A 25755-nucleotide genomic window follows, 5' to 3' on the forward strand; every position below is an offset into this window, starting at 1 on the left:
GGTTGGTAACTACAAACCCCCACAGTGGACTTTCACCACCTAGTTAATCGCCATGCGTGGCACACTAAAAAAAGGAGCCAGGTCATAAACCCGACTCCCTTAGTTAATAAGGCCTAGCTCTAAATATTATTACTGCGACAACCGCGATGCCAGCTCGTACAGCTCCATGTTAAACGGCTTCTTCGTGCTAACGACCTTCTCGATGTCGGTCAATACCATTTCTCCGCCAATCACGCCGCAGGCTTTGTTCGATTCGCCCGCAATGAGGCTGCGAACGGCAAAGTCGCCGAGACGGCTGGCCAAGTTACGGTCAAACGGGGTAGGCGATCCGCCGCGTTGAATGTGACCCAGCACCGTTGCACGTGGTTCAACAGAGGGTTGACGTTGCTTGATCGCTTGTACTACGTCCTCGCCGCTGCCAACGCCTTCGGCTACGATCACGATGCTGTGGCGTTTCCCTTTTTCAAAGTTCTGCTTCATGCGGTCTGCAACTTCGTTCAGGTCAAACGGTACTTCCGGTACAAGGATCGTCTCTGCACCTGCAGCCAAACCAGCATGCAGCGCGATATCGCCGCAATGACGGCCCATCACTTCAACAACAGAAGCCCGTTCGTGAGAGGACATCGTGTCCCGCAGCTTGTTGACCGCATCCACAACGATGCTAACTGCGGTATCAAAACCGATGGTGTAATCCGTAAAGGAGATGTCATTGTCGATCGTCCCCGGCAAGCCCATTGTCTTAATGCCCAGCTTGCTCAGCTTCTCTGCCCCTTGATAGGAGCCGTCGCCGCCGATGACCACAAGGCCGTCGATGCCGTGCTCACGCAAAATATCCGCGCCTTTCTGTTGGCCTTCCGGCGTCTTGAACTCCAGGCAGCGTGCGGATTGAAGAATCGTACCCCCGCGCTGAATGATATCGCCAACACTGCGAATGTCCATTTGGAAAATGTCATTATTCAGCAAACCTTGATAGCCGCGTTGAATCCCGTAAACTTCCAGACCGTAGTACAACCCGCTGCGGACAACGGCGCGTACAGCTGCGTTCATCCCCTGGGAGTCTCCTCCGCTGGTAAGCACTGCGATTTTTTTAACTGCTGACATGATAATTCCTCCTAATTCAGTTGTAAGTAAGTTAACAAATGCACGAAATCTTAAAGATGCTTGCGAATCCACAGGCTGTTAGCGAAAAAGAACAACCGCATCAACGGGCTCCGGCGCATCAACCGTTTGGATACCTCGCGGATTTCGTCCTGCTGGCTGACCTTCGGATCCGATAAATACAAGGCCAGCAGGCCTTCAATGATCATTTTATGAAACGAGGAAGCCGGCAGCTTCCGGATATCCTGCCGCGCTCCCTCGACGATCAACGTGATTCGGCTCAACATCGTTTCCTTGCTATCGTAGTAACTGCAAAAGTTCAAATCCCCGCCAAGCTCATCCTCCGCTTGGTCAATCAAGTAGTCCAGCAGGATATGCAGCCCGCAGACATGCGGAAAATAAGCCGCGTGGATCGTCTTGGCACTTCGTTCATCCAGCCCTTTGTGACTGGACGCCAGGAACAACATAAACACCCCAAGGGTGGAGCCTGTCGCTGCCGCGAATTCATTCCATCGCAAATGCGGCGCACGGTGCTCATGTTCAGCCCACCAGCTGAGCAGCTTCGCCTCGCGTTCCTGCGGGTCGATGTGCTTGTACACCTGCAAATCGGTATAAAGTCCTACAAGATCAACGATGTACGGCATAGCTGCCGAGTAACCCTGCAATTCAGCAATTTGGGTCTGACAAGTCTTCACCAGTCGGTGCAAATAACCGCCATCATTCTGCTCCTCGCGAAGGGCATAGTAATTTCGCAGTTGTGCCTCCGGGTTCACCGCGTCGAGCATGCTCTGGTGCAACAGCCGGAAATCCTCAGGATCCTTGGAGGTGCTTCGGTCACATAAATTGTCCAAATAATCACTGATCGTTTGAAACGCAACGATAAGCGGAATCAAGACGTGACGCATCGGCAAATTGGCAGCCGCATATACGGCACCGCCCTGGCAATGGAACTTCTTCGTCGCGATGCTGGCCAAAGCTTGTCGCCTTAGCTCAGGATCGGGAATCGCATCGGCATCCTTCCGCCAACGCTCCAACTCCTCATGGACATCCGGCAAAATAAATTTATAAACCCGACTCATCAGCCGGATCGGCTCCTTCGGGAATTGGTTTCGGCTTTGCTCAAGTTCAATCAATGGCTTGCCTCCACTGCGTTGTTAATACGGCCTGTCTGAAAACCAATCTATATTATAATATGATCCAACTTTTAGCACAAATAAACAAAATCACATATGTCTTTTGACCGAGGGCTCTTCCTGGACCGTCCGGTACCAAATCAGCAAATCATTAATCTGGCTGGCCAGCTCGGCGATCTCCCCGTTCAGACGACAGCTGCGCTCAAAGTCGGTCTCTTCGCTCATTTCGTTCAGCTTGTGCTCAATAGATTGCTCCAGCATCATCACTTTCGTAGGAATTCTACCGCGGACTTCCTCCCAATAGGCGATCATCGCCAGCCGTTTATCCAGCTCATATTCGTCAAAAGGGCGCTCCAGCATCGGCACATGGATATCCAGCCGCTCATCGTATACAAATCCTTCGATCATGGCGTCTCGCCTCCTTCTTAAGATTAGTATAAAGGATTTTCGTCAACAAAACGGAAATTTTATTGCCGCCGAATCTCTAGATTTCTGGTATACTGCTAGCGTAAAGCAAAAAAATGATGTGACTGCAGAAACGGAGTACATAAACCCCATGAATCGGAAAATGACGGCCCGCACAGATATCGCATGGCTGCGCGCCTTTACCTTTACCATATACGGAACAAGTGTCCTTGTTTCCTCTTACTTCCCGCTATTCTACGCCCAGTTGGGATTTTCGACCAGTCAAATCGGCTTGCTGTACGCGCTGGGTCCGATGATCTCCGTCGTCTCTAATTTGCTGTGGAGTCTAGCCAGCGACCGTTACCAAACGATTAAGAAAGTTCTGCTCATCCTATTGATCGGGCAAATTGCGCTGACCTTTCTTTTATCGGCATCGACCACGTTTTCGATCATCATGGCGGTTATTACGTTGTTTTACTTTTTCTTCTATCCGGTCTTTCCATTGTCGGATACGATCTCGATTACAACCGCCAAGCAGCATGGCATCCATTTCATCTCCATCCGTCTGTTTGGATCCTTCGGATACGCTTTCTTTGCTTTGCTTATCGGTTACGTACTTGCCCGAATCGGCTCCTCCAATACGATGTGGGTGTCGATTGCCATCGCCGGCCTTGCGCTTGGTTTCATCCTGTTCGTTAAGGACCAGCCAACCACTGTGGCGAAGATGGACCTGTCCGGCATATGGAGGATTTTGCGGCAGAAGGAGCTGCTCTGGTTCTTTGGCTGCGTCTTCTGCCTGGCAATTGGCATGCGGATGAACGAAGCGTTTATCTCGATCAGCCTGAAGGAGCTGGGAGCGGGCGAGAATCTCATCGGTTGGGCGATGCTCGCCTCATCGCTGTCGGAAATCCCTATATTTATCTACCTCAGCTTCCATGGGGAAAAATATAAAGAGCTGCCGCTCCTGCTGATCGCCAGCCTGATGTTCGCGCTCCGGTTCCTGCTGATGGGGTTGACCGGGTCGCCTTACGGCATCCTGGCGATCCAAGCGATGCACGGCGTGACATTTGGCATTTTCTATGTCACGGCCATCCGCATGCTCACCCGGCTAATCCCCGACGAATTCCGGGCCACAGGCATGGCCTTGTACACCATCGTCTGGTCAAGCCTCGCCGGACTGCTCAGCGGTACCTTCGGCGGCGTAGTGTTTGAACAGCTCGGGCGCCAACCGTTCTATCTGACGGCGATGGGCGCGGCACTGGTCGCCTGCATTGGGTTTGCCAGCCGTTATTTTCAGAAGGGACCGGGAGAGAGCACTCCCTCAAAATTCGAGCATAAAGCCTAAAAAATCAAGGCGAAGTGCCATCACGGCGCTTCGCCTCTTGTTTGTCTCTGTTCAAAGGACAAGTCTTCCTATATAATAGTTATTATCAGATGATAGTACCTGGTGTTAAATTTGATAAAGCAGGTGAAAACGCATGGATTTCGCTTTGTTTCGGGATATCCTTCAAACCCGCCGCAGTATCCGGGAATTTACTCAAGAGCCTGTCAGCATTTCCGATATCGAGGATCTTATCGACTGCGCTCGCTATGCGCCCAGCGACACGAATTCGCAAACCTGGGAATTCATCGTCGTGATGAACGCAGATAAAATCAAGCAGATTGAGGATTTTACCTGGGCCAGCCTGCATGAAATCGCAGCACGTGCCACCGAACAGGGGAAGGATCGGGAAGCCAAGCTGCTTGTAAAATCGTTTGGTCCTTATGCTACCGCTTTTTCCGGCGCTCCAGCGTTAATCGTAGTTCTGTCTACGCCGTACACATCGAAGTTCCGTGAACGAATTTTTGACCCGATCTCCTTCGTCACGCCTGAAATTTGGGAAGAAGAAGGACTGAAGAGCAGTTGTCTGGCCGCACAAAACCTGATGCTGGCCGCACATGCCAAAGGCCTGGCCACTTGTCCGATGACCGGACCAGTACTGCTCGCCGAAGATAAATTGCGCGAATTCCTCAACATTCCTGCCGATCGCGGAGTGAATATGGTCATCGCGCTGGGTCATCCGGCGATCTCACCCAAGCCGGTGCCGCGGAAGGACGTATCCGAGATTTTGCGGATCGTAGAGTAAAGAACATGAAGAGGCTCTTTCCAGCAACCTGTTGGAAAGAGCCTCTTTCTGATCTGGCTTAGGACAACCGGCCGTAAGCCTTCAACGTTTTCAAAATCTCGACAGTAAGCCAACCGCGCCATTCCTGCTCGCCCGCCGGGCTGACCGCCGGGAACGTCAGCGCCCATCCACCATCCTCCTGCTGGGTGCTGATCAACCAATCGAGGTGCTTCATGGTGTCTTCCTCCGAGATGAGCTTCGCTGCATAACTTTCCGGCGTTGGTGCGTAGTCCAGCACTTTGTGGACGTACCCTTCAGCAAGCGGATCCATCTCGATTCCGTTTGGCCCCGTCAGCCAAGCATCCAACCGAGATCGGGCTTTCGCCGCCCGCTCCTGATCCGGTACGTGCTGCAGGAAGGAAATCCACTGGACAGCGTCATGGTAATCCCCGGGAAGGCCTTGCTCTATACATTCCCAGAGAAAGGCGATATTTTTTTGGAACCAATCTTCATGAAAAAAGTCAGTGCGTTCCTGTTGCCCCAGCAACATGCCGATGATGCTTCCCGTCGGGTTGATCGAGGGAACCCCGTCCTGCTCGGTCGTCCACCACGGTGCATGCGGATATCGGTTCACTTCCGTAGTTGCCCGCGGCAAGCCGCCGCCCGGCAGTGTCATAATGCGCAAGTAACGAAGCACACCGTCCATCAACTCCGCCCCAAATCCGCTCACCTCGCGAATCACCAACAACGCCGTTTCCGTGGCCACCGGCTGACTATGCGGACCGCGCATATCCGGCTCCAGCGCATGGCCAAAGCCGCCATCTGCGTTCTGGTACGGGCGAAGTGCACGAAGCACCTCCTCCGCGCTACCTCCTTCAAAGTGGTAAGCAAACCGCTTGCGATCGAGCAGCCGGGCATGCGAATAAATAAACGAACCTGCGCGTTCCAGCACATTCCGTTCTTTCATCTACATCCTCGTCTCCTTCATCACTTCGGATTCGAATACCCAATCGGGATTAAAAACAACCTCCCACAAATGCCCGTCGGGATCTTGAAAATATCCGGAATATCCTCCCCAGAACGTGTCGTGAGGCGGAACCACGATCTTCGCTCCTGCGGCTTTCGCTTGCTCCAACACCTCATCCACTTCTGCTTGGCTCGCCACATTGTGGCCCAGCGTAACTTCCGTTGGACTTGGAGCATGAAGCGTTAGACCAGTGTCATGGGCGATATCCGCCCGCTTCCACAACGCCAGCTTCAGTCCCGCCTGCAAATCGAAAAAGGCAACCGCTCCGTGCTCGAACTCTTGGCCTACGATCCCCTCCGTCGCCCAGCCAAGACCATCCCGATAAAAGTGCACCGCTCTATCCAAATCCTCCACACCTATCGTTAATACTGACAATCTCGGTTTCATGCATTCATCCTCCTTTTTTTGTCGTAATCATCACGTCTACACGTTCAAGCCGGCGAGATCGGCTTAAATCCGGTACCGCTCAGCCAGTTCCGCTGCGCGCTGATGCAGCTCCTCGCGCATCGCCTGGGGCTCAAGGACTTCCGCATCCCGGCCAAAACCAAAGAAATAGGAAACCGCCCAATCCCATTCCGAACCCGGCAGGGTACATTCGAGCCGCCACTCGGCCTCCCCCACCTGCTGCACCTCCTGACCAAAATGCGGATCCTGCTCCGCCAGCAGCGAACCGCGATACGTCAGCTTCACGCGCAGCCGGAAATCCTCTCTCTCGGTTGACGACCGGGGGGTAGCCCCTTTGGCGGCCTCTCCCCTGCCGCCACCTGCGCCCGGTGGGGGAGGGATCTCGGCCGCCTCAACGAAGCGATCGACGCGGAACGTTCGCTTCTCCCCGTGCTCCAGCGACTCGGCTTCGCAGTACCAGAAGCCGTGCGCGGCGTACACGCGCAGCGGCTTCAACGTCAGCTGCCGGCGATAATTCAGCGAGCGGTACTCCGCTCGGATCCACTTTCCGCCGGCGGCATACGCCATCAAGGCGCTGAGGAACGGCGCCTGGATGCCGCGCTCCGGCACCTCCATCTCCACGTGCCGGAGCAATGGAGCAATTTGCCCCAGCATCTGCTCGGGCAAAGCGGAGCGGATCTTGTCGGCGACGGTCCGTTTCGCCTCGCGAAAAGGGCTGTCGGCGTATTTGCCGATGCCGTCCAAAGCCAGCAGGACGGTCAGCGCCTCGCCGGCGTCCAGCTGCAGCGGCGGCAGCCGAAAGCCGTCCATCAGGCGATAACCGCCGCCCGGCCCTGGAAGCGCAACCAAAGGAATGCCGATTTCCGCCAAGGCCTGCATATCGCGAAGCACCGTCCGCTTAGACACCTCCAGCTTGTCCGCTAAGGATTGCGCGGTCTCCGGGCGCTGCTGCAAGGCCATCACAATTGCCATCATCCGGTCCATTCGGTTCATCGCGCTTGGGTTCCCCTCCCGTTAACATCACTATAGCAAACGAATGGTGACAACTGATTGTCACCAATTCAACCCGTTTATTTTCATTCTAGCTATGTATACAAAAAAACACAGCCCTATAAAGAGCTGTGTCTTTCATTATCGCGCTTAGTACCAAACTTTATAAGTGATCCGTTAAACGGAATTGATCTTATAATTTGATTACGTTAGCAGCTTGAGGACCACGGTTGCCGTCAGTGATTTCGAACTCAACGGCTTGGCCTTCTTCTAGAGTTTTGAAACCTTCACCTTGAATAGCGGAGAAGTGTACGAATACGTCTTCGCCACCTTCAACTTGGATGAAGCCATAGCCTTTTTCTGCGTTAAACCATTTAACTGTACCTTTCAAATGAACAACCTCCTAAAAATAATCGCCATCATTGACGAATACCCATATTATACTCTATGCCCACCGACAATGCAACGTGTCTGTTTGCCCACAACTTTTCGCACGAAAAACGCCGCCAGAATCGTATGGTTTCATTTGCTTTCCTCGGGGGCGTGAGTTATCATTTTACATAAAATATTCCCACTATACTGCGGGTTTCATACCTGCGGAGCAAAGCCAAAGATTGGAGAACGTCAGAGATGATCAAAAAACACGAAATATACAAAAAAGACAAATGGAATATGATGACGGTAGAAGTTCAGGGCAGATACATCGTTCTCCGTGAAATTTCCGACCAATGGGGCGAGGAATCGCACACCTTCCTCAGTCGCCCAGCCATGATGGATTGGGTGAAGCGCCGGTTCCCGAAAGAGGAATATACCGGCAACGAGGCGGAATGGAATGAAATTATGAACGCGTTTAAACAGGTGTAGCCCGCCGTTCAATCTCGTACGAAACGGAGCATGGATTATGATGGACACTTCCAATCTCTTGATCTTCATTATTTGCGCTTTTGCGCTGGGCATCGTGGTCATCCTGAACAAGGATCGGCTGGAGCCGCGTCTTAGGCGTGGTCTTGCCCTAGCCTCCGTCGTGCTGATTGCACTGGCGTTTGGGCTGATGATTTACAGCTTCCTTGTTTGATCCCCTATATTTCCTGCAGCAGGCGGTCATACTAAGAAAATGCCCAAAGCGAACTGGACCCTAAGGTTCGAATCACGTTGGGCTCCCGATATTCTAAAGGGAGGTTTTCTTGGTATGCGATTGAAGCGCATTTCACGTGCGATTCCCCTGTTGCTCACCGGCTCCCTGCTCGCTGCCGCATTCCCGGGCAGTGCTGCGATGGGCCAGCCGACCTTATATTACCCAGACCAAAGGAGGATTCCGATGAGCACCGTAATGAAACGTTCTGAAGTACCCAAAGAGCACACATGGCAGCTCCAGGATTTGTTCCCTGATCAAGCTGCTTGGGACAAATCGTATAACGACCTTAAGGCGTTGAAAGACAAAGCCGCCGAATTCGAAGGCAAACTGACGGATGCACAACATATCAAAGCCGTGTTTGAACTGGAAGATGAGCTTTCACTGCAAATTGAGCGGCTCTACGTATACGCCCATCTTCATCACGATGAGGACACCACCAACCCTACATATCAGGCCCTAGTGCAAAAAGCCAAAAAGTTAAGCGTTGAAGTCAGCGAGGCCTTGTCATTTATTACGCCGGAAATTTTGGCCCTGCCGGAGCAGGAGCTCGACAAGCTGATTAACGATCCTGCGCTGGCGGATTACAAGTTCACCTTGCAGGAAATCAAACGTGAAAAGGCGCATGTTCTCAGCAAAACGGAAGAAGCGTTGCTTGCCCAAGTGGGCAATTTGTCGCAGGCGCCGCAGCAAATTTTTGGCATGATCAACAATGCCGATATGAAATTCCCGAAAATCAAAGACGAAAACGGAAACGAAGTGGATTTAACCCACGGCAGCTACATTCAGTTCCTGGAGAATCCTAATCGCGAAGTTCGCGAGCGGGCATTCAAAGCTGTTTACGAAACCTATCGGAAGCAGAAAAATACCATCGCTGCCACGCTGAGCGCGAACGTAAATAAGAACATGTTCTACTCGCGGGTTCGCAAATATCCTTCCGTGCTGGAAATGTCTCTTTATGGGGACAACATTCCGAAGGAAGTGTATACGAACCTGATCGACGCCGTGCATGAAAGCTTGCCGCTCCTGCAACGTTACATGAAGCTGCGCAAGAAGCTGCTGGGCGTTGACGAACTGCATATGTATGACTTGTTCGCTCCGCTCGTTGAGGAATACAAATGGGAAATCCCTTATGAAGAAGCGAAGAAAATGGTCGCGGAAGGACTCCAGCCGCTGGGCGAGGAGTACCTGAAGGTGCTTCGCGAAGGCTTCGAAAACCGCTGGATCGATGTGTACGAGAACGAAGGCAAACGCACCGGCGCTTACAGCTGGGGCGCTTACGGCACCCATCCTTACGTGCTGCTCAACCATAAGGACAATCTGAACAGCATGTTCACTTTGGCGCATGAGATGGGGCACGCGTTGCATTCGTATTTTTCGGATGAAGCCCTGAAATACCGTGATGCCCAATATACCATCTTCCTGGCTGAGGTCGCTTCGACAACCAACGAAGCGTTGCTGATGGATTATCTGCTTAAGAAATCCACGGATCCGAAACAGAAGCTGTACCTGCTGACTTACTACGCTGACCAGTTCCGGACCACGTTGTTCCGGCAAACGATGTTCGCCGAATTCGAGAAGCTCATCCACGAGCGCGCAGAAGCCGGCGAATCGCTTACACCGCAGGAACTGTCGGAAATTTATTACGACTTGAACGTGAAATACCATGGCAAAGACATGGTTGTGGATCAGGATATCGAAATGGAATGGGCACGGATCCCTCATTTCTATACGAGCTTCTACGTTTATAAATACGCTACCGGCTTCTCTGCAGCGACCAGCTTCTCGAAGCAAATTCTTGAAGAAGGCAAACCGGCGGTTGACCGTTATCTCGGCTTCCTGAAGAGCGGCGGCAGCGACTATTCGATTAACATTCTGAAAAAAGCCGGGGTCGACATGTCTTCGCCGCAGCCGATCCGCGAAGCGATGAGCGTGTTCGAGAACGTGATCGAGCAAATGGAACAGTTGACGAGTTAACCTGTCCTGGCCCCTATCGACTACAAAATCCCTTGCCCCAAGCGGACAAGGGATTTTATACTGTCCTAGAAGGAGGTGTACCCTCATGAAAATCCAATGGTCCCTAATTCTGGCTTTGGTCTTTGCCTTGATTACCGCCGTCTTTGCAGTGATCAACGTCGATCCGGTGCAGGTCAATTTGCTGTTTGGCTCCGTCAGTCTTCCGTTAATTTTGCTGATCCTCGGCAGTACGTTGCTTGGCGGTATCATCGTCGGGGCGTTTGGCATTTACCGCGGTTATCGACTGCAACGCGAAGTTAAGGGCCTGCATGCGAAGCTTGTACATATCCAGGAAGCTACCGGCTATGTTTTCCCGGAACCGGAGAAGCCAGAGCGCGGTAAAAAGAAGAAAGCTGCCAGCCATGAAGCTGAAACGGAAGCTGAATCGGCGGAGGAGGACTCCCCCATCCAGTCTTAATGCGGACTAAAGCATCCCACCTATCTTAAGGAGGTTTCCCATGAATATTCAACCGAATGAAACCTATATTTTAAATTTTCTCAAAACTTTGCTGGACACCCCAAGCCCAAGCGGCTTTACCCACAATATCATGACGCTTATCGGACGAGAGGCCGAAGCACTGGGCGTGCCTTGCAGCTTTAATGAAAAAGGCGGCGCGATCCTGACCATTCCTGGACGCGACTCGTCGCGGCGCATCGCCCTCAGCGGCCATGTGGACACGTTAGGTGCCATGGTGCGCGCCATCCGTTCGAACGGTACGCTGGCGATTACCTCGGTTGGCGGGTTCATGATGAACAGTATCGAGAACGAATACTGCCAAATCCACACCCGCAGCGGACGGGTATATACCGGCACGATCCTGTCGACCCATCCTTCCGTTCACGTCTACAGTGACGCCCGCGATTTCAAACGTGAGGAGAAGAACATGGAGGTCCGGATCGACGAGGTTGTGGAAAGTAAAGAGGACGTGCTGAAGCTTGGGATCGGGGTCGGCGACTTCATTTCGTTTGATGCCCGCGCCGTGATCACACCAAGCGGATTCATTAAATCTCGCCACCTGGACGACAAAGCCAGTGTAGCGGCCTTGTTCGGGCTGATCGAATCGATCCGCCGCGAAGGCTGGACGCCGCGCCATGATCTGGTGTTCCTCATCTCCAACTATGAGGAAGTGGGACACGGTGCCTCCTGGATTCCGGACGGCGTGAACGAAATGATCGCCGTTGACATGGGCGCCATGGGCGATGATCTGAGCTGCAAAGAGACCGATGTCTCCATTTGCGCCAAGGACTCCAGCGGCCCTTATGATTATGAGATGACCACTCGGCTGATTGAACTGGCCAAAGGCCTTGGCATCCCGCATGCCGTTGATATTTATCCGTATTACGGCTCGGATGCCTCGGCTTCCTTGCGGGGCGGCCACAATATCCGCGCCGCGCTGATCGGACCGGGCGTGCATGCCTCGCACGCTATGGAGCGGACGCATAAACTGGCGGTCATCAATACGACTCGCCTGCTTGCAGCTTATGTTGCCGATTAAGGAGCAACGCTGGGGAATCGCCATGGCTTCGGTCATGGCGATTTTTCTCATCATCCTGCTGATGATGAGCTGGGGCAGCCGCTACCTGATCCCCCGCCATTATGAATATCATGAGCTTACCGCAGCAAACGGTGTCAAACTGCATGCCTTAGTCGCCGATCCGGAGCGAATTGAACTGCGGGCGGCGGATCAGCCGTTGGGACGTTACCGCGTGTATGGGATGAACGGCGGTTTCTTTTATAACGATGCTGTGTTGTCACTGGCAGTAATCAACGATCAGCCGGTCCAAGGTACGGCCGGTGGCTACGGCTCCGGCTGGTTCAACGCTAAATACGCCCGCGGCACGCTCGTCTGGGACGGCGCTGCGGGCAGCTTCTCGGTGCAGGTGGTCTCCGCCGCAAGCGAGCTGGCCGTTACGGACCGCACCCGCTATTTTGCCCAAGGCGGCGTCAGCATGAAGCTGCCGGATGACGCTGGATGGCGGGCCGCAGCGGTAGAAGCCGAGCACTTGCCGAATCCCGATGAGAACCGGCTCCGCTCCGGTCTCGCGTATGATGCCAGCGGCCGGCTGTGGCTGATCGTCACCCCCACCCGCTGCACCGCCGAAGCGTTCCGCACCGCCGTCAAATCGACCCTGGCCGACGGCGGGCTCGTCGACGGTATCTTCCTCGACGGCGACGGCTCCGCGCAGCTAAACGCCGCCGAAACCAAGCTAAACGGCGATTCTCGTGAGTTGCGGCAGATAATTGTGATTCGGTAAAAGAAAAAACGCCTGTTCGTTAAAATTAAACGAACAGGCGTTTTTCGAGTAGTCATTATGTAAGTCTATTATGCGCCGCCATTTTGACCAATCGCAATGGTAATAGGATGATCAACATGAATTGCACTTGGAGCAGTAAAAGCTAAAGAAATGAGCACTGCTAGATAAACAACAACTTTAGATTTCATAAACTCCGTTTCACCTCACATACGATCTTGTTATATTTCTGACAGATCTCTATAGAAGCCATATGTCTATGATGTTCAAATAATACCATAAAATCTAGAAGCGCTTCCTTATTATTTATTATAACTGAATTTTCTAGACCTTGCATCAAATAATTAAAACCCGTTATGTAATCTTTTTTTCGAAGGTAGTAACTAGTAAGGTCATATAAAAATTGATTGTAACAATTAGGTAGAACCTGATCTTTATATAAATCTTTCGTTTGTTTGAGATTGATATGTGCTTCGATTTCCGACTTGAATTTTTCTAGAATATGATCTACATCAATACTGTATCGGTTCGCAGCATACATTACGTTCGAAATGGATTGTATGAATTCATCAAGATTTTCTGCCATAAACTCTACATATTCCGGCAGATAATCAATTTCACCGCTCTTGAGCCGATTGACGCAGATATTGGCCTTTGACCATTTTTGAAATAAACTTAACCAATGCTTAGTATCTTCATCCGTTTCACGCACCCAGCTCAAGTCAGCATACTGATAAGTATATTCCAACGCCTTAGCATAATCTTCTCTACCATCATACACTTCAGCACACAATAGTTTCGCGTAAACAATATAAACAAACATCGGTCTGTTAAGCCGACGTTGCATTTCGTAAAATTCCTTTTCTGAGCGCCTGTTACTGAAATAGAGCAAACGTGCTTTGCGTTCCATCTCGAGAGCTAGAACCTCAAGCCGATCCCACTCCCGAAGTGAACGGTACAGGTTAGCCAAATCCTTAAGCGCATCCAATTGTGTAACTTCATCCAAACGATCTACGAAAGGTTCAAATTGGTAAGCAATTTTGAGGTTATGAGCTTGATCTGATCCAATCCGAATTTTAAACAACCGATACTGGCATAAAGCTAATCGCTCGGAATGCTGCCTCGTTTCACTCATGGCTACATTCTCATACAAAATTTCCGCAGCACCATATAATTCCTTCTCATAAAACCCCTCGGCCAATTCGAATAAAGACGTAGAGTACGTCAAATTATCCAGTAACATGCATATCGTCCTGCGAATGCAATCCAGCTTGTTTAACTCAGCGCATTTTCGAAGAAACGGAGCCACTCTCCGCCAATCTGGATTTCTCTCTTGCAGATAATCGTTAATATAATGCTCATAATAATGCCCCATGGGTAAGCCCATGATCTCCGTAATTCGATCCAAATGATCGATGGTTAAGGTGCGGTTACCATTGAGGATATAACTTAACGTACCCGCATTAATATTTAACTTGGCCGAAAATTGACTTAAACTTAGCTCATTTTCTTTCATAAAGCAGTGAACTTCCGCCAGAATCGTTGCTGTACTCATTGGCTTTCTCACCACACATTCTTTAGATAAAATGAGGTTGGAATTATATGTATGAAATAAATATATCTTGTTTTCATACTATGGTCAATTTTGGTATTTTACAAGGAAGTAAAAAAATCCTTGCTCTCCCTATTAAGAGACTGCAAGGATTTTACTATGAAGTCATCCTAGTTGGCGTAAAAATATCCTTCTAATTCCTCACTATAAGTGAATTTAAGGACTAATGGGCAATCAAAAAAACCTTTAAGCCGCCATATTCCGCCCGCTCGAACTATTATATATGAAAAATCGATTAGATTTCGCTCGTTTTGGGGATTTCGCCGAAATCTATATGAAATTTCATATACATTTCGGCTTCCGAACCGCAAATCCCTCAATTCTATATGAAAAATCGAGTAGATTACGGGCGATTACCGCATAATAGAGAAAATGTACGCGAAAAATCGAGTACAATTGGGGTGGCTATCATTCCTGCACCTGTTGCAAGTACAACATCCAAGGCTGGACTGAAATTGCAGCGCAGCGCCCAAGTGCATGAACACTCACAACCACCCTCACCCGTTCCGTTGGGCTTCGATCTTCTCCGCCAGCTCATTCAGATACGTCCAACGCTCCATCAGGCGGTCCAGCTCCGCCTCCGCTTCCTGCTGTTGTTGCATCAGCTCTTGCAGGCGAACCGCATCGCTCGCCGCCGCTTCCATTTCCTCGGAAATAGCGGCAAGACGTTGCTCGGCGGCCTCGATGGTCGCGTCGATCGTTTCGAACTCCCGCTGCTCGTTATAGCTGAACTTCAGCTTCTCCCCCCGCCCCGCATTGCGGTTGCCCGAGTTGGCTTCGGTTGCTGAACCTCCGGCAGCCGCAGAGTCCGAAGCTCCCCCCTTCCGCGAGCCTGAACCCGCTGAACTGCCTTCGCTCCCTTTTCCAGCACCATGCGCATCGCTGCCCTGTGTCCGTTCCTCGTAATCGCTGTAGTCACCCACATGAACAGCAATGACTCCGCCACCCTCAAATGCCATAATCTTATCCACGGTACGGTCAAGGAAATACCGGTCATGGGAGACCACAAACACGGCGCCGGGGAACTCGTCCAAATACGCCTCCAGCACGGTTAACGTCTGAATATCGAGGTCGTTGGTCGGTTCGTCTAACAGCAAAACGTTAGGCGCTCCCATCAGCACGCGCAGCAGATACAGCCGCCGCTTCTCACCGCCTGACAGCTTGCCGATTGGCGTCCATTGCATGTCCGGCGGGAACAAGAAGCGCTCTAGCATTTGCGAGGCGGTAATCCGCGAGCCGTCCGCCGTCGTCACTACCTCTGCCGCTTCCTTGATATATTCGATCACCCGTTGCCGGCTGTCCATTTCCTGATGCTCCTGAGTAAAATAACCCAGCTTCACCGTCTGGCCCAGCACAATTTGACCGGCATCCGGCTCAATTCGCCCGGCGATCATGTTCAGCAACGTCGACTTCCCGCTGCCGTTGGGACCCACAATCCCAACACGGTCTCCCGGGACCGCCGTATAGGTCAGATCGCCGATGAGCAGACGGCCTTCGATGGATTTGCGAAGCCCTTCGATCTCCAAAATTTTGCGTCCCAACCGCGTTGAAGCCACTGAGATTTCGAGGTTATCGCTTTTGTATTCCGTCTTGGCCGCTTGCAGCTTCTCAAACCGTTCAATCCGCGCTTTCTGCTTCGTCGAGCGTGCCTTGGCTCCGCGGCGGATCCAGGCGAGCTCACCCCGCAGCAAATTTTGCCGTTTCTGTTCGGAGGCCGCTTCTCGCTCCTCACGCTCGCTCTTAAGCTCCAGGAAACGGCTGTAATTCGCCTCGTAGCGGAACAACCGGCCGTGATCCAGCTCCAGCATTACGTTGCAGACGCGGTCCAAAAAATAGCGATCATGCGTAATCAAGAGCAGCGCCCCACGCCGTTTCTGAAGATACGACTCCAGCCAAGCAACAGATTCATTGTCGATGTGGTTGGTGGGCTCGTCCATAATCAAAAGCTCCGATGGAAGGATTAACGCCGAAGCAAGCGCAACGCGCTTTCGCTGCCCTCCGGACAAGCTGCCCATATTCTGAGTAAAATCGGTGATGCCCAGCTTGGACAAGACGCTTTTGGCCTCACTGACCAGAGTCCATGTCTGCAATCGATCCATCTCCTGGGACAGCCGCGCCAGTTCCGCTTGCCGCCCCGCATCCCCCGGCTCCCGTTCCAGCGCTTCCTCGGCCTCCATATAAGCGGACACCACCTGAAGCTCAGGCCCGCCGCCTTGGAACACGCCGCGCAACACAGAAATGTCCGGGTCATATTCGGGATTTTGCGCCAGAAACGTCACGCGGACGTCCCGGTTAATGGCGACTTTGCCGGAGTCGGCTTGTTCCAGACCGGCGATCACCTTCAGAAACGTAGATTTACCCGTTCCGTTGACGCCGATGATGCCGATTTTATCGTTTTCGCCCATCCCAAAGGAAGCGTCCTGAAACAGCACTTTCTCCCCGTAGGTTTTGGTCAGATGCTCCACCGTTAATATATTCATGCTCAAATCCCTACTTTATCCTATCATCCCAATTCCCCAAGCCAACAAGCCGGCTGCCAGGGAACTGAGTAAATTCACCATATCATTATCCATCCAGCGAAAACCTCGCAGCACCACGGTCTTATGACCGCAATGCGTCGCTACCTCTACCTCTTTGCCGCAAACGACGCAGCGATGCATATATTGAACCGTCGCGCCCAGCCAGGAGTCGGCAAAGGCCCCGGCCAATCCGGAGATTCCGCCGATCAGCCCCCATTTCACCAGGGCAAGCAACGCGGAACCTACTCCGGCATAAGTGTCATCTCCGGTCCACATCCGCAGCAGCCAAGCTGCCCCGCCAATGCATACCGCACCGGCCAGCGCCGCCGTACTGCCCAGCAGCGTCACTCCGCCCGATGTTCCTGAAGGAACCCGGCGGCCGTTTAGAATCGAATGCGGCTCGCTTTTGCTAAGACCGCCCCATTCCGTTGCCCACGTGTCCGCCGTTACCGCAGCCATGGTGCCAACGAAGAAGTAGGCCCATGCCGGATCCGGCCAAAACAGGTTGCCGAGGCAAGCCAGCATCCCCAGCCCGCCGTTCGCCAGCACCTGCCCTGCGTCCCGGCGGCCGCTCTTGGCATACGATTTCTCCAGCTCCGCTTTACGTTCCCCGCGAAAATGCGAGAAGATCGACGAGCTGACGAAAAATAGCAGCAAGATCCCAAACCAGAACAAGTTGCCGGCCCCGTAGTATACCGTTCCCATAATAAATGCCGCCAGCATGCCGGAGAGCGATAACGATCGCTTCTTATAGGCGGCTGCAGACACGATTAGGGCGCAGAGCGCCCCAATAATCCAATCCATCATCATTTTGCCGAAGGACCAACCGCCACTGTGCAGCTGCCCAGCACTTTGTCGCCGTAGGACAGCTCCAGCTTGTCCCCTTGATAAACCGGGCCGACCCCTTCAGGTGTTCCGGTGAAAATCAAATCCCCTTCGCCCAGCCCGTAATGTTCAGCGATATAATCCACAATTTGCTGCAGCGGGAAAATCATCCGGCTGATATTGCCGCGCTGCACAATCTCCCCGTTCTTCCGCAGCACGAAATCTTCATTCGCCGTTTCCACCGTCCCGGGAAAAGCGATGTATGGCGTGATTGGCGCCGATTGCAGGAAGCCCTTGGCCGGCATCCAAGGATTCCCCTTATCTTTGACGATGTTCTGTACGTCACGCAGCGTGAAGTCAATCCCAAACGCGATCACATCCACTAACTCGTCAACCGTCATCCCCGGCTTATAATCGCGGGCGATCCGCAACACCAATTCCGCTTCATAATGCACCGAACCCCGGTCTGCCGGAAGCTCCAGCCCCCTGCCGTCCATGGCGGTCACCGCATGGGACGGTTTTAGGAAAATCATCGGCTCAGTTGGCACCTCATTGCCAAGCTCCTCAGCATGCGCCCGGTAGTTCCGACCTACGCAATACACATTAGCGATCAATTTGTTCATCGTCATCTTCTCCTCCAGGGGATTATGGTTTCCCAATCGATATTTTCACTTTCCCGTCACGATCGCTTGGCGCCAAACATCCGGCCGGTTCGTGCAGAGCAGGATGTCAGGATGCATCGCCGCCACCTTCCGCAGCGACTTCACATCATCCATCGTCCAAGCCATCACTTCAATGCCGTGTTTGAACGCTTTGGCAGCCAGCTCTGCGGTTAATGCCCGATAATAAATCGATAAGAACGAACAGTGCAACAGCTTCAGCCGCAACAGCAAATCTTTGGGCTGCCGATCGATGATCAGCCCTGTGCGGATTCCTCGTCCGATCTCCTTGAGCTTCGCCAGGATTCGCGGTTCAAACGAAGTCAGCACCACCTCATGCTCCATATGCCGCCGTTTGACCGCAGCGACCACCTTTTCCTCCAGCCCGGGGTACATTTTCCCTTCGGTCTTGATTTCCAGATTGACCCGCAGCCGTCCGGCGACGGCATCGAGAAATTCATCGAGGCTTGGCAGCCGCTCCCCGCGGTAAGCCTTGGATTTCCAACTCCCCGCATCCAACGTTTGCAGCTCCGCCCAAGTCTTGTCCTTGACCGGTCCCTTTCCGTTTGTCGTGCGGTTCAGCGTAAAATCATGAATCAACAAAGGCACGCCGTCCTTTGAACATTGTACATCAACTTCGATCCAGTGGACATCCTCCTGCTCCATGGCAAGCTGGACCGCAGCCATCGTGTTCTCCGGAGCAATTCCTGAGAAACCGCGATGAGCAACACATGGGTTACGCATGCTCTCGCCTCCTTCTGATCGGAAACGATCCTTCCACTTAGGTCTGGTCATCCCCCAACAGCGAAGTACCAGATTCTTGAATCCACCCGGTCTTCGAGGTGCTCACTTCTCCGTCCTCGGAGATTCTTACCCCCGGTGAGAAGCCTTCGATTTCTTTTAACAGCTTGCTTCCGTCCTCGGCGTTCATCGGCACAGGCTGCCCGAGTTCCGTACGGAACGGGATCAGCTTCAGATCGCAATCTCCGTCACGTGTGCAGGAAGCGGCGAACACCGCAGTTTCCCACGTCTTCGGATCCTTGGATTTCGTAAAAATAAAGTTGCCCGTACTGTAGGCAATCCATTTCCCTTTGTATTGCTCCAGCCCTTGCATTACATGCGCATGACCGCCGATGACCAGATCCGCACCGGCGTCAATGAAGGCGTGCGCCAGCTTCTGCTGGTGCTCCTCCAGCTTGGTCGTCCGCTCCTTGCCCCAATGGGCCATCACGAATACGAGATCTGCGTTTTTGCGCGCCGCTCGAATGGCGTTCAACGCAGCTTCCGGCGCATAGACCGAGGCTACGCCCGGTTTGTTCGCTCCGGCCACCCATCCCGGCTCCGGGACGACCCGGCTGAAGCCAAACAGGGCAATCTTAATCCCTCTGCGTTCCACATAAACCGGGGCGTACGCTTCCTTACTGTTCTTGCCAGCCCCGACATACTTCACGTTTTGCTGCCGCAAAGCTTTCATCGTATCCAGGAGGCCGGGGACTCCTTGGTCCAACACATGGTTGTTCGCCAAATTCACAGCGTCCACGCCGGCTTGAGCCATCGGTCCAATCGCCTTTGGCGGCGATTTAAACACATAGGTTTTGTCCTCCGCCGGCTCCCCGCCGGTCGTAACCGGCGTCTCCAAATTCAGAACGCTTAAATCGTCGTTCTGGAATAATCCTCTCACATACTCATACGGAAGCTCGTAGCCCGCTTTCTCTAACCGCTCCTCCACTTTGCCGGAGAACATGGTGTCCCCTGCAAAATGAACCAACAGCCGATCCCCTTTGCCGTCTGCCTCGCTTAAGTCTCCATCATTGGACGGCAAATCCGCCGCTTCCTCTTGATCCTCGTCGCCGGTAACGGCGGCGTTATTTTCACCGGATGCGTTCTCACCTGAGTTCGTGGATTTCTGCCCCTTCTCGTCTTCCGTTCCTGCAGCCCCAGCATCGTTGTCCTCCGTCTGCACACTAGGAGCATCTTCGCTTGTCGTATCGCCAACAACTGACCCGTTGTCGCCCCAAGCTCCTGGCAACTGCTGCTCCGTTCCCGAGTCCAATCTCGCTTGACCAGTGCGTTCCTCCAAATAAAAGTAAGCTCCCAGCACGAAAATTAAAGTGATGAGAGTCAAGTTTAACGTCAGCCAAATCCGATTTTGACGCCGCTTTTTTTCCTGCTGTTTTTTCTTGTATTTTTCCGACCTTGGTGGGTACATTACGGACTCCTTTTTGCATAGATCTATCGTTACGATGGAAGGCGCTGTCCCCCTTCCTTCGCGTTGTAAAGCCGACCGTATGATTTTATTATATCAGGTCTCCGGAAATAAATAGAACCCCTCGCCTATTTTACGGGCAAGGGGTCAGGAAGTCCTATGTCAGGGCGGTTAGCCGGCCATCGCCTTAAGCTTGAGCGACCTTCAGCTGGTCGGCCAATTGCTCCGCCAGCTCCTTCGCTTGCTTGATGCAGTCAGGCAGACCAACGCCGTAAAACGCCGCTCCTGTTGCATATACGCCGGGCAGCTTCTGCGTGAGCTCGCTGCGCAGCTCCGCAACCTGCTGCAGATGGCCCACCGGATACTGCGGCATCGATTTGGGCAGCCGGGTAATTTCTGTGAACAACGGGCGGGCCGTAATGTTCATCAGCTGTTTCAAATCGCCGAGCACCAGCTCCAGCAGCTCCTCATCAGGCAAGAACGTCTTCTCCTCATCGCCGGAGCGGCCGACGTAACAGCGCAGCAGCATTTTGTCGTCCGGGCTCGTGTGCAGCCATTTGATGCCGGTCCATGTGCAGGCGGTAATGTTCATGCCTTCTTTGCGCGGCACGAGGAAGCCTGAACCGTCAAATTGGCCGGTGACATCCTCGCGGTCAAAGGCCATTACCACGTTGGCCACGGACACATAGTTCACCGCATCCAGCGCGGTCACATCCACATGCGGCCGCAGCAGCTCGGCAGCGGCAAACGCCGGCACCGTAACGATCACTTCATCCGCTGGGATCATCTCGCCCGAGGCGAGGACAACTTCATACGCTTCCGTTCCGTTGCGGCGAAGTTCCACCGCCTCAGTGCGCATGCGGCAATCCACATCCGACAGCGACTCAACCAAGCCGTTAACCAGCGTCTTCAATCCTTTGCGGAACGTGAGGAAGGCGCTGCGTTTAGTGCCGGTGTGCGTCTCGGTAGGCTTCTTCCCGGACATCATGCCTTTGATCAGGCTGCCGTAAGCTCGTTCCACCTCTCCAAACTGCGGGAAGGTCGATTGCAGGCTGAGGTGGTAAGTATCGCCGGCATAAATGCCCGCGAGCAGCGGCTCGGTGATGTTTTGCAGCACTTCGGCACCCAGCCGGCGCTCGATAAATGCGCCAAGCGACTCATCCTCTTCGCTGAGCCGAGGCGGCATCACGAGGTCCAGCATCGCCCGGGCTTTGCCGCTCCAAGAGACAAGACCGCTGCGCAAGAACGGTCCCAGCTCGGTCGGGATGCCCAGCACCAGCCCGGAAGGCATCGGATGCAGCTTCCCTTCGCTGACGATGTAGGTCTTCTTGGCCTCCGGGTTCATCGAGACGAGTTCGCCTTCCAGCCCCAGCTCCTTCGCCAGATCAATCATCGCCGTCTTGCGAGCCAGGAAGGAATCCGGACCTTTCTCGATCACAAAATCGTCCTTCTCCAACGTATCAATTTTGCCGCCGAGAGTGTTTCCCTTTTCCAGCAGCGTAATTTGCGGGGTGACGCCCCGTTCCTTGTAAAATTTCCGAACGTAAAAGGCCGCGGACAGACCGGTCAGCCCCCCGCCGATAATGACCACTTGACGTGAAGAATCACGCATGCCTTCTCATCTCTTTTCCCAAGATTTGATAATGACGTCGCTGAGCGCTTCCATATACAAAGGTTCGGTGTTCAGCGATTCGATCCGCTCCAGCCGCATATCCAGCTCTTTGGCGACTGTTTTAGCTTCGATGTCCAAATCGTACAGCACTTCCAGATGGTCCGACACGAAACCAACCGGAGCCACCAAGACGTCCTCTACCTGTTGCTCGCTTAATTCCTTCAGCGTGTCCAAAATATCCGGCCCAAGCCAAGGGTCAGCGGTACGTCCGGCACTTTGCCACGTAAACTGCCAGTTCTTCACACCGGCTTTCTCGGCAACCGCTTGGGACGTCTCCAGCAGTTGATCCCGGTACGGATCGCCCATTTGCAAGATTTTCTCCGGCAGGCTGTGAGCGCTGAACAGCACTTTCACTTCATCACGCAAAGCGCCAGCCTCCTCGAACTGATCCAGCTTAGCGGATACACGTTGGGCGAACGCCTCAATCAGCTTCGGATGCATATGATAGCTCTCTACGAAGCGTGCCGACACTCCCAGTTCCTCCGCTTTCGCTTGTGCCCGCTTAATATACCCGCCGATGCTCATTACGGAATAATGCGGAGCAAGCACGATGCCAATCGCCTCACGGATGCCGTCTTTCGCCATCTGCTCTACGCCATCTTCAATAAAGGGATGAGCATGTTTTAATCCTTGGTAGCAGACAAATTCAACATCTAGGTTCGCGGACATCCGGTTCAAGCTCTCCTGCAGAGCGGCAACCTGTTTATCGGTATTGGCGCGCAGCGGAAACACCCCGCCTACGATCGCCTCATACCGGCTGACCAGCTCCTGAAGTTGTTCTGCGGTTGGAGGATGTCCACGCCGAATATGCGTATAATACGCCTCAACCTGATCCATACTTTGCGGCGTGCCATAAGACATCACCAAAACTCCGATTTTTGACTTCACGATATCAATTCACCTCAAGTACAAAAGTTGTGTGGCTACATTCAATGCGGCTTAGTCTTACGCACGCCGTACAGGTTGATGCATGATGGCTTCCGCTGAATATTCATGTACGAATTCCGTCAGCTCGCGCAGTTTTTCCAGCGAAACCTCCGGAAACAGACCATGGCCCAGGTTAAACACATATCCAGGGGCGGTCAGGCCGTCATCGATAATTTCCTTTGCTTGCGCTTTAATCACATCCATTGGTGCAGTGAGCACATACGGGTCCAAATTGCCTTGCATCGCAAATTTACCGCCCGTCCGGCGCCGGCCTTCTGTAATCGATACCCGCCAATCGAGACCAACGGCATCGGCAGCGATATCCATTAATGTCGGCAGCAGTTCTCCCGAGCTGACACCAGGAAAATAAATTTTAGGTACATCCAAATCCTGAAGTTCGGTAAAAATACGGGTAATCGTTGGTAGTACATACCGCTGAAAATCTTTCGGAGCGAGCGCGCCTACCCAGCTGTCAAACAGTTGGAACGCCTTGCCTCCGCTTTCCACATGCGCCCGAAGGTAGGTGATCACCATATCACCCAGCTTGTCCATCAGTTTGAACCAAGCTTCTGGATCGCCGTACATCATCGCTTTCGTGCGGATATAGCTCTTGGACGGCCGCCCTTCGATCAAGTAGCTGGCAATCGTAAACGGAGCACCGGCAAATGTGATCAGCGGCACATCCAGCTCCTTGTCCAAAATCGCAATCGTTTCCAAGACATGCGATAAATCCTTGTGAACGTCGATCGGTCGAAGCCGCTCAATATCCGCAAGCGTACGGATCGGTTCTTCGATGACCGGGCCGATATTTTTGACGATATCGAATTTAACGCCCAGTGAAGCAACCGGATTCATAATATCGGAATACAAAATAGCCGCGTCCACGCCAAGCTTACGAACGGGCATCATGGTCACTTCCGCCGCCAGCTCCGGCTGCCGGCAAATTTCCAATAAGCTGTATTTCTCTTTGATTTTCCGGTAATCCGGATCATACCTGCCCGCCTGGCGCATGTACCAAACCGGAAGGCGATCCACCTCCTGCTTCCGCAGGGCCCGGATCAAGCGATCATTATAAGCCAAACCGCACGCCTCCAATACTCGTAGAAACCAAATTTTGATAACTGAACATTCAATCTACACTATAAACATTCTAATCTACATTATGCCCTACTTAAAAGTAAGTAACAACTATCACAACGTGGCGAACCTATGACAATCGGATGAAGATGCTATGAAGAATGCCCTGATCCCGGTTTTCAATGGTGTATACTGGTATAACTCTAAGTTTTTCACGCATCCTAGAACCTCAGCGAAAGGAAGTGAAAGCACAATTGAAAACTTGGAAGATAAATCTCATTGTGCTGTGGTTCGGGCAGTTTCTGGTCAACGCCGGGATGACGATGATTACACCGTTCCTCTCGCTGTATCTGGCGCGGGATTTGCACGTGCATGGAGAGCGGGCGATTGGGCTGTGGGCTGGAATGATTTTTGCTGCTAACTTCGCGACTTCGTTTATTTTTCAACCGATCTGGGGGAAGCTCGCCGACAAATACGGACGTAAGATTATGCTGCTCCGCTCCGGCTTCGGCATGGCCATCGTCATTACGTTGATGGGCTTCGCCACCCAGCCGTGGCACCTGCTTGGCCTGCGGCTGCTAAACGGAACGATCTCCGGCTTTAACCCCGCTTCCGTCGCACTGATCTCAGGTACAGCGCCGAAAGAGCGAATGGGTTTCGCGATGGGCACGATCCAGTCAGGCAACGTGGCTGGCACGATCCTCGGCCCCTTAATTGGCGGGTTGATGGCGGAGTGGATCGGATTTCGTCCGATTTTTTACATTACAGGGGTGCTGCTGTTTATCGCATCCATGCTGGCGCTCCTCTTCGTACGCGAGAAGTTCGATCGGGAGGAGGCGCTGCACACGCCGCAGCCTTCTGTATTGCAAGGCTTCCTGGAGCTGAACAAAACGCCGCAGCTCACCGCGTTATTCGCCGTAACCTTCTTGCTGCAGTTTGCGATGCTGAGCCCGATGTCGCTGCTGCCTCTCTATGTGGAGAGGCTGCATGGACAAACCGCAGACGTGGCGTTCTGGGCCGGATTTGTCAGCGCCGTGACGGGCATTTCCAATATGATCACTTCGCCGATACTCGGCAGAATCAGCGACAAGCTGGGCGCTCACCGTATTCTGACCTTTTGCCTGATTGGAGCGGCGGCTACGCTGATTCCGCAGGCGTTCGTACAGACGGTGTGGCAATTGATCGCCATTCGGTTCCTGATGGGCGTGTTCATGGGGGGATTGCTGCCTAGCGTCAACGCGCTGATCCGCTTTTACACCCCGGACGGCATGGAGAGCCGGGCATTTGGGTTTAACAGCAGTACCCTCGCCTTGGGTAACATGATGGGTTCGCTGATTGGCGGCTTTCTCGCCGGGTACATCGGTATCGAGGGCTTGTTTGTAATCTCCGGCATCCTGCTGCTGATTAATATGCTCTGGGTGCGCGTGAAGCTGTATTCGCATCCAAAGCCGCGAATGCCAGCGCCGAGGTAGGCTGTAAGAGGTTGACTTATGTAAATAGTGTCGACCAGCGGTCTTACTGCTCGGAGAACCGAAGATAATTAACGGGAAAACCAACTGTTATTTCGAGGCCAATCCGCCGTTTTAGCATCATTAACAGCAAAAAGTAACGTTATTTCGGACAAATTTGCGCGATAGTGCACTAGCCTTGCACCAAACCTGACATGAGAAATTACAGAAAAATTGTTTGTAAAA

General features: G+C 52.9%; 25 protein-coding genes. 9 read left to right on the forward strand and 16 right to left on the reverse strand.

From position 1 onward, the window contains the following. Nucleotides 1-129 precede the first annotated feature (129 nt). From pfkA to RW092_RS06445, 3 genes are all read right to left on the reverse strand, one after another. Entirely contained in the window at nt 130-1101 is a 972-nt protein-coding gene (gene pfkA, locus RW092_RS06435) for a 6-phosphofructokinase (RefSeq protein WP_028538746.1), read from the reverse strand. A 50-nt stretch (nt 1102-1151) separates the two neighbouring features. Then, nucleotides 1152-2231: a tetraprenyl-beta-curcumene synthase family protein gene (locus tag RW092_RS06440; RefSeq protein WP_028538747.1), complete on the reverse strand. Its 1080-nt coding sequence runs from the start codon at nt 2229-2231 to the stop codon at nt 1152-1154. Nucleotides 2232-2321: 90 nt separating this feature from the next. After that, nucleotides 2322-2639: a hypothetical protein gene (locus RW092_RS06445; RefSeq protein ID WP_016312754.1), complete on the reverse strand. Its 318-nt coding sequence runs from the start codon at nt 2637-2639 to the stop codon at nt 2322-2324. A 148-nt stretch (nt 2640-2787) separates the two neighbouring features. Here RW092_RS06445 and RW092_RS06450 point away from each other — a divergent pair, with 148 nt between their 5' ends. Both RW092_RS06450 and RW092_RS06455 read left to right on the forward strand, forming a co-directional pair. After that, nucleotides 2788-3981, forward strand: coding sequence for an MFS transporter (locus RW092_RS06450; RefSeq protein WP_316009810.1), 1194 nt, complete (start codon nt 2788-2790; stop codon nt 3979-3981). A gap of 133 nt (nt 3982-4114) precedes the next feature. Then, on the forward strand, nt 4115-4762 hold the full coding sequence (locus tag RW092_RS06455) for a nitroreductase family protein (RefSeq protein ID WP_028538748.1): 648 nt from the start codon (nt 4115-4117) through the stop codon (nt 4760-4762). Between the two features lie 58 nt (nt 4763-4820). On the opposite strand, the gene RW092_RS06460 is transcribed toward RW092_RS06455, so the two are convergent. The 4 genes from RW092_RS06460 to RW092_RS06475 all read right to left on the reverse strand — a co-directional run bounded on the left by RW092_RS06460 (nt 4821) and on the right by RW092_RS06475 (nt 7554). Continuing rightward, a complete protein-coding gene (locus tag RW092_RS06460) occupies nt 4821-5708 on the reverse strand; it encodes a prenyltransferase/squalene oxidase repeat-containing protein (RefSeq protein WP_085278782.1) in 888 nt (295 codons plus the stop codon). Then, nucleotides 5709-6155: a VOC family protein gene (locus RW092_RS06465; protein ID WP_028538750.1), complete on the reverse strand. Its 447-nt coding sequence runs from the start codon at nt 6153-6155 to the stop codon at nt 5709-5711. Between the two features lie 63 nt (nt 6156-6218). Further along, nucleotides 6219-7166 (reverse strand): helix-turn-helix transcriptional regulator, encoded by a 948-nt coding sequence (locus RW092_RS06470; RefSeq protein ID WP_316009811.1) that lies wholly within the window; start codon nt 7164-7166, stop codon nt 6219-6221. A 190-nt stretch (nt 7167-7356) separates the two neighbouring features. Then, nucleotides 7357-7554: a cold shock domain-containing protein gene (locus RW092_RS06475; protein ID WP_009222768.1), complete on the reverse strand. Its 198-nt coding sequence runs from the start codon at nt 7552-7554 to the stop codon at nt 7357-7359. A gap of 239 nt (nt 7555-7793) precedes the next feature. Between RW092_RS06475 and RW092_RS06480 the strand changes: the two genes are divergently transcribed. The 6 genes from RW092_RS06480 to RW092_RS06505 all read left to right on the forward strand — a co-directional run bounded on the left by RW092_RS06480 (nt 7794) and on the right by RW092_RS06505 (nt 12567). Beyond that, nucleotides 7794-8027 (forward strand): hypothetical protein, encoded by a 234-nt coding sequence (locus RW092_RS06480; RefSeq protein ID WP_016312760.1) that lies wholly within the window; start codon nt 7794-7796, stop codon nt 8025-8027. Between the two features lie 40 nt (nt 8028-8067). Beyond that, nucleotides 8068-8238: a hypothetical protein gene (locus RW092_RS06485; RefSeq protein WP_036625343.1), complete on the forward strand. Its 171-nt coding sequence runs from the start codon at nt 8068-8070 to the stop codon at nt 8236-8238. A gap of 243 nt (nt 8239-8481) precedes the next feature. Further along, nucleotides 8482-10272: an oligoendopeptidase F gene (pepF, locus tag RW092_RS06490; RefSeq protein ID WP_316009821.1), complete on the forward strand. Its 1791-nt coding sequence runs from the start codon at nt 8482-8484 to the stop codon at nt 10270-10272. An 85-nt stretch (nt 10273-10357) separates the two neighbouring features. Further along, the gene (locus tag RW092_RS06495; RefSeq protein ID WP_028538753.1) at nt 10358-10729 is read left to right on the forward strand and encodes a LapA family protein; all 372 of its coding nucleotides are present in this window, start codon (nt 10358-10360) and stop codon (nt 10727-10729) included. Nucleotides 10730-10769: 40 nt separating this feature from the next. After that, nucleotides 10770-11807 (forward strand): M42 family metallopeptidase, encoded by a 1038-nt coding sequence (locus RW092_RS06500; protein WP_316009812.1) that lies wholly within the window; start codon nt 10770-10772, stop codon nt 11805-11807. After that, complete coding sequence (locus RW092_RS06505; protein ID WP_316009813.1) at nt 11794-12567, forward strand: hypothetical protein; 774 nt, start codon at nt 11794-11796, stop codon at nt 12565-12567. Before RW092_RS06500 ends, RW092_RS06505 begins: the two co-directional genes overlap by 14 nt. A 184-nt stretch (nt 12568-12751) precedes the next feature. Here RW092_RS06505 and RW092_RS06510 read toward each other — a convergent pair whose 3' ends face one another. From RW092_RS06510 to hemE, 9 genes are all read right to left on the reverse strand, one after another. Further along, on the reverse strand, nt 12752-14119 hold the full coding sequence (locus tag RW092_RS06510; protein ID WP_316009814.1) for a helix-turn-helix domain-containing protein: 1368 nt from the start codon (nt 14117-14119) through the stop codon (nt 12752-12754). Between the two features lie 554 nt (nt 14120-14673). After that, nucleotides 14674-16656, reverse strand: coding sequence for an ABC-F family ATP-binding cassette domain-containing protein (locus RW092_RS06515; RefSeq protein ID WP_316009815.1), 1983 nt, complete (start codon nt 16654-16656; stop codon nt 14674-14676). 15 nt (nt 16657-16671) lie between these two features. After that, a complete protein-coding gene (locus RW092_RS06520) occupies nt 16672-17499 on the reverse strand; it encodes a DUF92 domain-containing protein (protein WP_316009816.1) in 828 nt (275 codons plus the stop codon). Nucleotides 17500-17501: 2 nt separating this feature from the next. Next, entirely contained in the window at nt 17502-18143 is a 642-nt protein-coding gene (locus RW092_RS06525; protein WP_036625102.1) for a fumarylacetoacetate hydrolase family protein, read from the reverse strand. 45 nt (nt 18144-18188) lie between these two features. Continuing rightward, nucleotides 18189-18923, reverse strand: a complete 735-nt coding sequence (locus RW092_RS06530) for a glycerophosphodiester phosphodiesterase (RefSeq protein WP_316009817.1) — start codon at nt 18921-18923, stop codon at nt 18189-18191. A 37-nt stretch (nt 18924-18960) separates the two neighbouring features. Beyond that, nucleotides 18961-20388 carry a CapA family protein gene (locus tag RW092_RS06535; RefSeq protein WP_316009818.1) on the reverse strand — a complete coding sequence of 476 codons (1428 nt, stop codon included), beginning with the start codon at nt 20386-20388 and terminating at the stop codon, nt 18961-18963. Nucleotides 20389-20572: 184 nt separating this feature from the next. After that, on the reverse strand, nt 20573-21997 hold the full coding sequence (hemG, locus tag RW092_RS06540) for a protoporphyrinogen oxidase (RefSeq protein WP_316009819.1): 1425 nt from the start codon (nt 21995-21997) through the stop codon (nt 20573-20575). 6 nt (nt 21998-22003) lie between these two features. Continuing rightward, entirely contained in the window at nt 22004-22945 is a 942-nt protein-coding gene (hemH, locus tag RW092_RS06545) for a ferrochelatase (protein ID WP_036625105.1), read from the reverse strand. 57 nt (nt 22946-23002) lie between these two features. Next, entirely contained in the window at nt 23003-24064 is a 1062-nt protein-coding gene (gene hemE, locus RW092_RS06550; RefSeq protein ID WP_085278790.1) for a uroporphyrinogen decarboxylase, read from the reverse strand. A 251-nt stretch (nt 24065-24315) separates the two neighbouring features. Here hemE and RW092_RS06555 point away from each other — a divergent pair, with 251 nt between their 5' ends. Continuing rightward, nucleotides 24316-25533 carry an MFS transporter gene (locus tag RW092_RS06555; protein WP_316009820.1) on the forward strand — a complete coding sequence of 406 codons (1218 nt, stop codon included), beginning with the start codon at nt 24316-24318 and terminating at the stop codon, nt 25531-25533. Nucleotides 25534-25755 lie beyond the last annotated feature (222 nt).

The sequence above is a fragment of the Paenibacillus sp. 3LSP genome, from assembly GCF_032465655.1.
Classification (GTDB): Bacteria; Bacillota; Bacilli; order Paenibacillales; family Paenibacillaceae; genus Fontibacillus; species Fontibacillus barengoltzii.

Excerpts from the sequence above, each read along its gene's own strand:
- pepF (WP_316009821.1), top strand. The coding sequence starts at position 8,482 with ATGAGCACCGTAATGAAACGTTCTGAAGTACCCAAAGAGCACACATGG.
- RW092_RS06510 (WP_316009814.1), bottom strand. The coding sequence starts at position 14,119 with ATGAGTACAGCAACGATTCTGGCGGAAGTTCACTGCTTTATGAAAGAA.
- hemG (WP_316009819.1), bottom strand. The coding sequence starts at position 21,997 with ATGCGTGATTCTTCACGTCAAGTGGTCATTATCGGCGGGGGGCTGACC.
- RW092_RS06535 (WP_316009818.1), bottom strand. The coding sequence starts at position 20,388 with ATGTACCCACCAAGGTCGGAAAAATACAAGAAAAAACAGCAGGAAAAA.
- RW092_RS06460 (WP_085278782.1), bottom strand. The coding sequence starts at position 5,708 with ATGAAAGAACGGAATGTGCTGGAACGCGCAGGTTCGTTTATTTATTCG.
- RW092_RS06530 (WP_316009817.1), bottom strand. The coding sequence starts at position 18,923 with ATGCGTAACCCATGTGTTGCTCATCGCGGTTTCTCAGGAATTGCTCCG.
- RW092_RS06515 (WP_316009815.1), bottom strand. The coding sequence starts at position 16,656 with ATGAATATATTAACGGTGGAGCATCTGACCAAAACCTACGGGGAGAAA.
- RW092_RS06445 (WP_016312754.1), bottom strand. The coding sequence starts at position 2,639 with ATGATCGAAGGATTTGTATACGATGAGCGGCTGGATATCCATGTGCCG.
- RW092_RS06455 (WP_028538748.1), top strand. The coding sequence starts at position 4,115 with ATGGATTTCGCTTTGTTTCGGGATATCCTTCAAACCCGCCGCAGTATC.
- RW092_RS06505 (WP_316009813.1), top strand. The coding sequence starts at position 11,794 with ATGTTGCCGATTAAGGAGCAACGCTGGGGAATCGCCATGGCTTCGGTC.
- RW092_RS06520 (WP_316009816.1), bottom strand. The coding sequence starts at position 17,499 with ATGGATTGGATTATTGGGGCGCTCTGCGCCCTAATCGTGTCTGCAGCC.
- RW092_RS06470 (WP_316009811.1), bottom strand. The coding sequence starts at position 7,166 with ATGAACCGAATGGACCGGATGATGGCAATTGTGATGGCCTTGCAGCAG.
- RW092_RS06485 (WP_036625343.1), top strand. The coding sequence starts at position 8,068 with ATGGACACTTCCAATCTCTTGATCTTCATTATTTGCGCTTTTGCGCTG.
- RW092_RS06480 (WP_016312760.1), top strand. The coding sequence starts at position 7,794 with ATGATCAAAAAACACGAAATATACAAAAAAGACAAATGGAATATGATG.
- RW092_RS06525 (WP_036625102.1), bottom strand. The coding sequence starts at position 18,143 with ATGAACAAATTGATCGCTAATGTGTATTGCGTAGGTCGGAACTACCGG.
- RW092_RS06495 (WP_028538753.1), top strand. The coding sequence starts at position 10,358 with ATGAAAATCCAATGGTCCCTAATTCTGGCTTTGGTCTTTGCCTTGATT.
- pfkA (WP_028538746.1), bottom strand. The coding sequence starts at position 1,101 with ATGTCAGCAGTTAAAAAAATCGCAGTGCTTACCAGCGGAGGAGACTCC.
- RW092_RS06450 (WP_316009810.1), top strand. The coding sequence starts at position 2,788 with ATGAATCGGAAAATGACGGCCCGCACAGATATCGCATGGCTGCGCGCC.
- RW092_RS06465 (WP_028538750.1), bottom strand. The coding sequence starts at position 6,155 with ATGAAACCGAGATTGTCAGTATTAACGATAGGTGTGGAGGATTTGGAT.
- RW092_RS06500 (WP_316009812.1), top strand. The coding sequence starts at position 10,770 with ATGAATATTCAACCGAATGAAACCTATATTTTAAATTTTCTCAAAACT.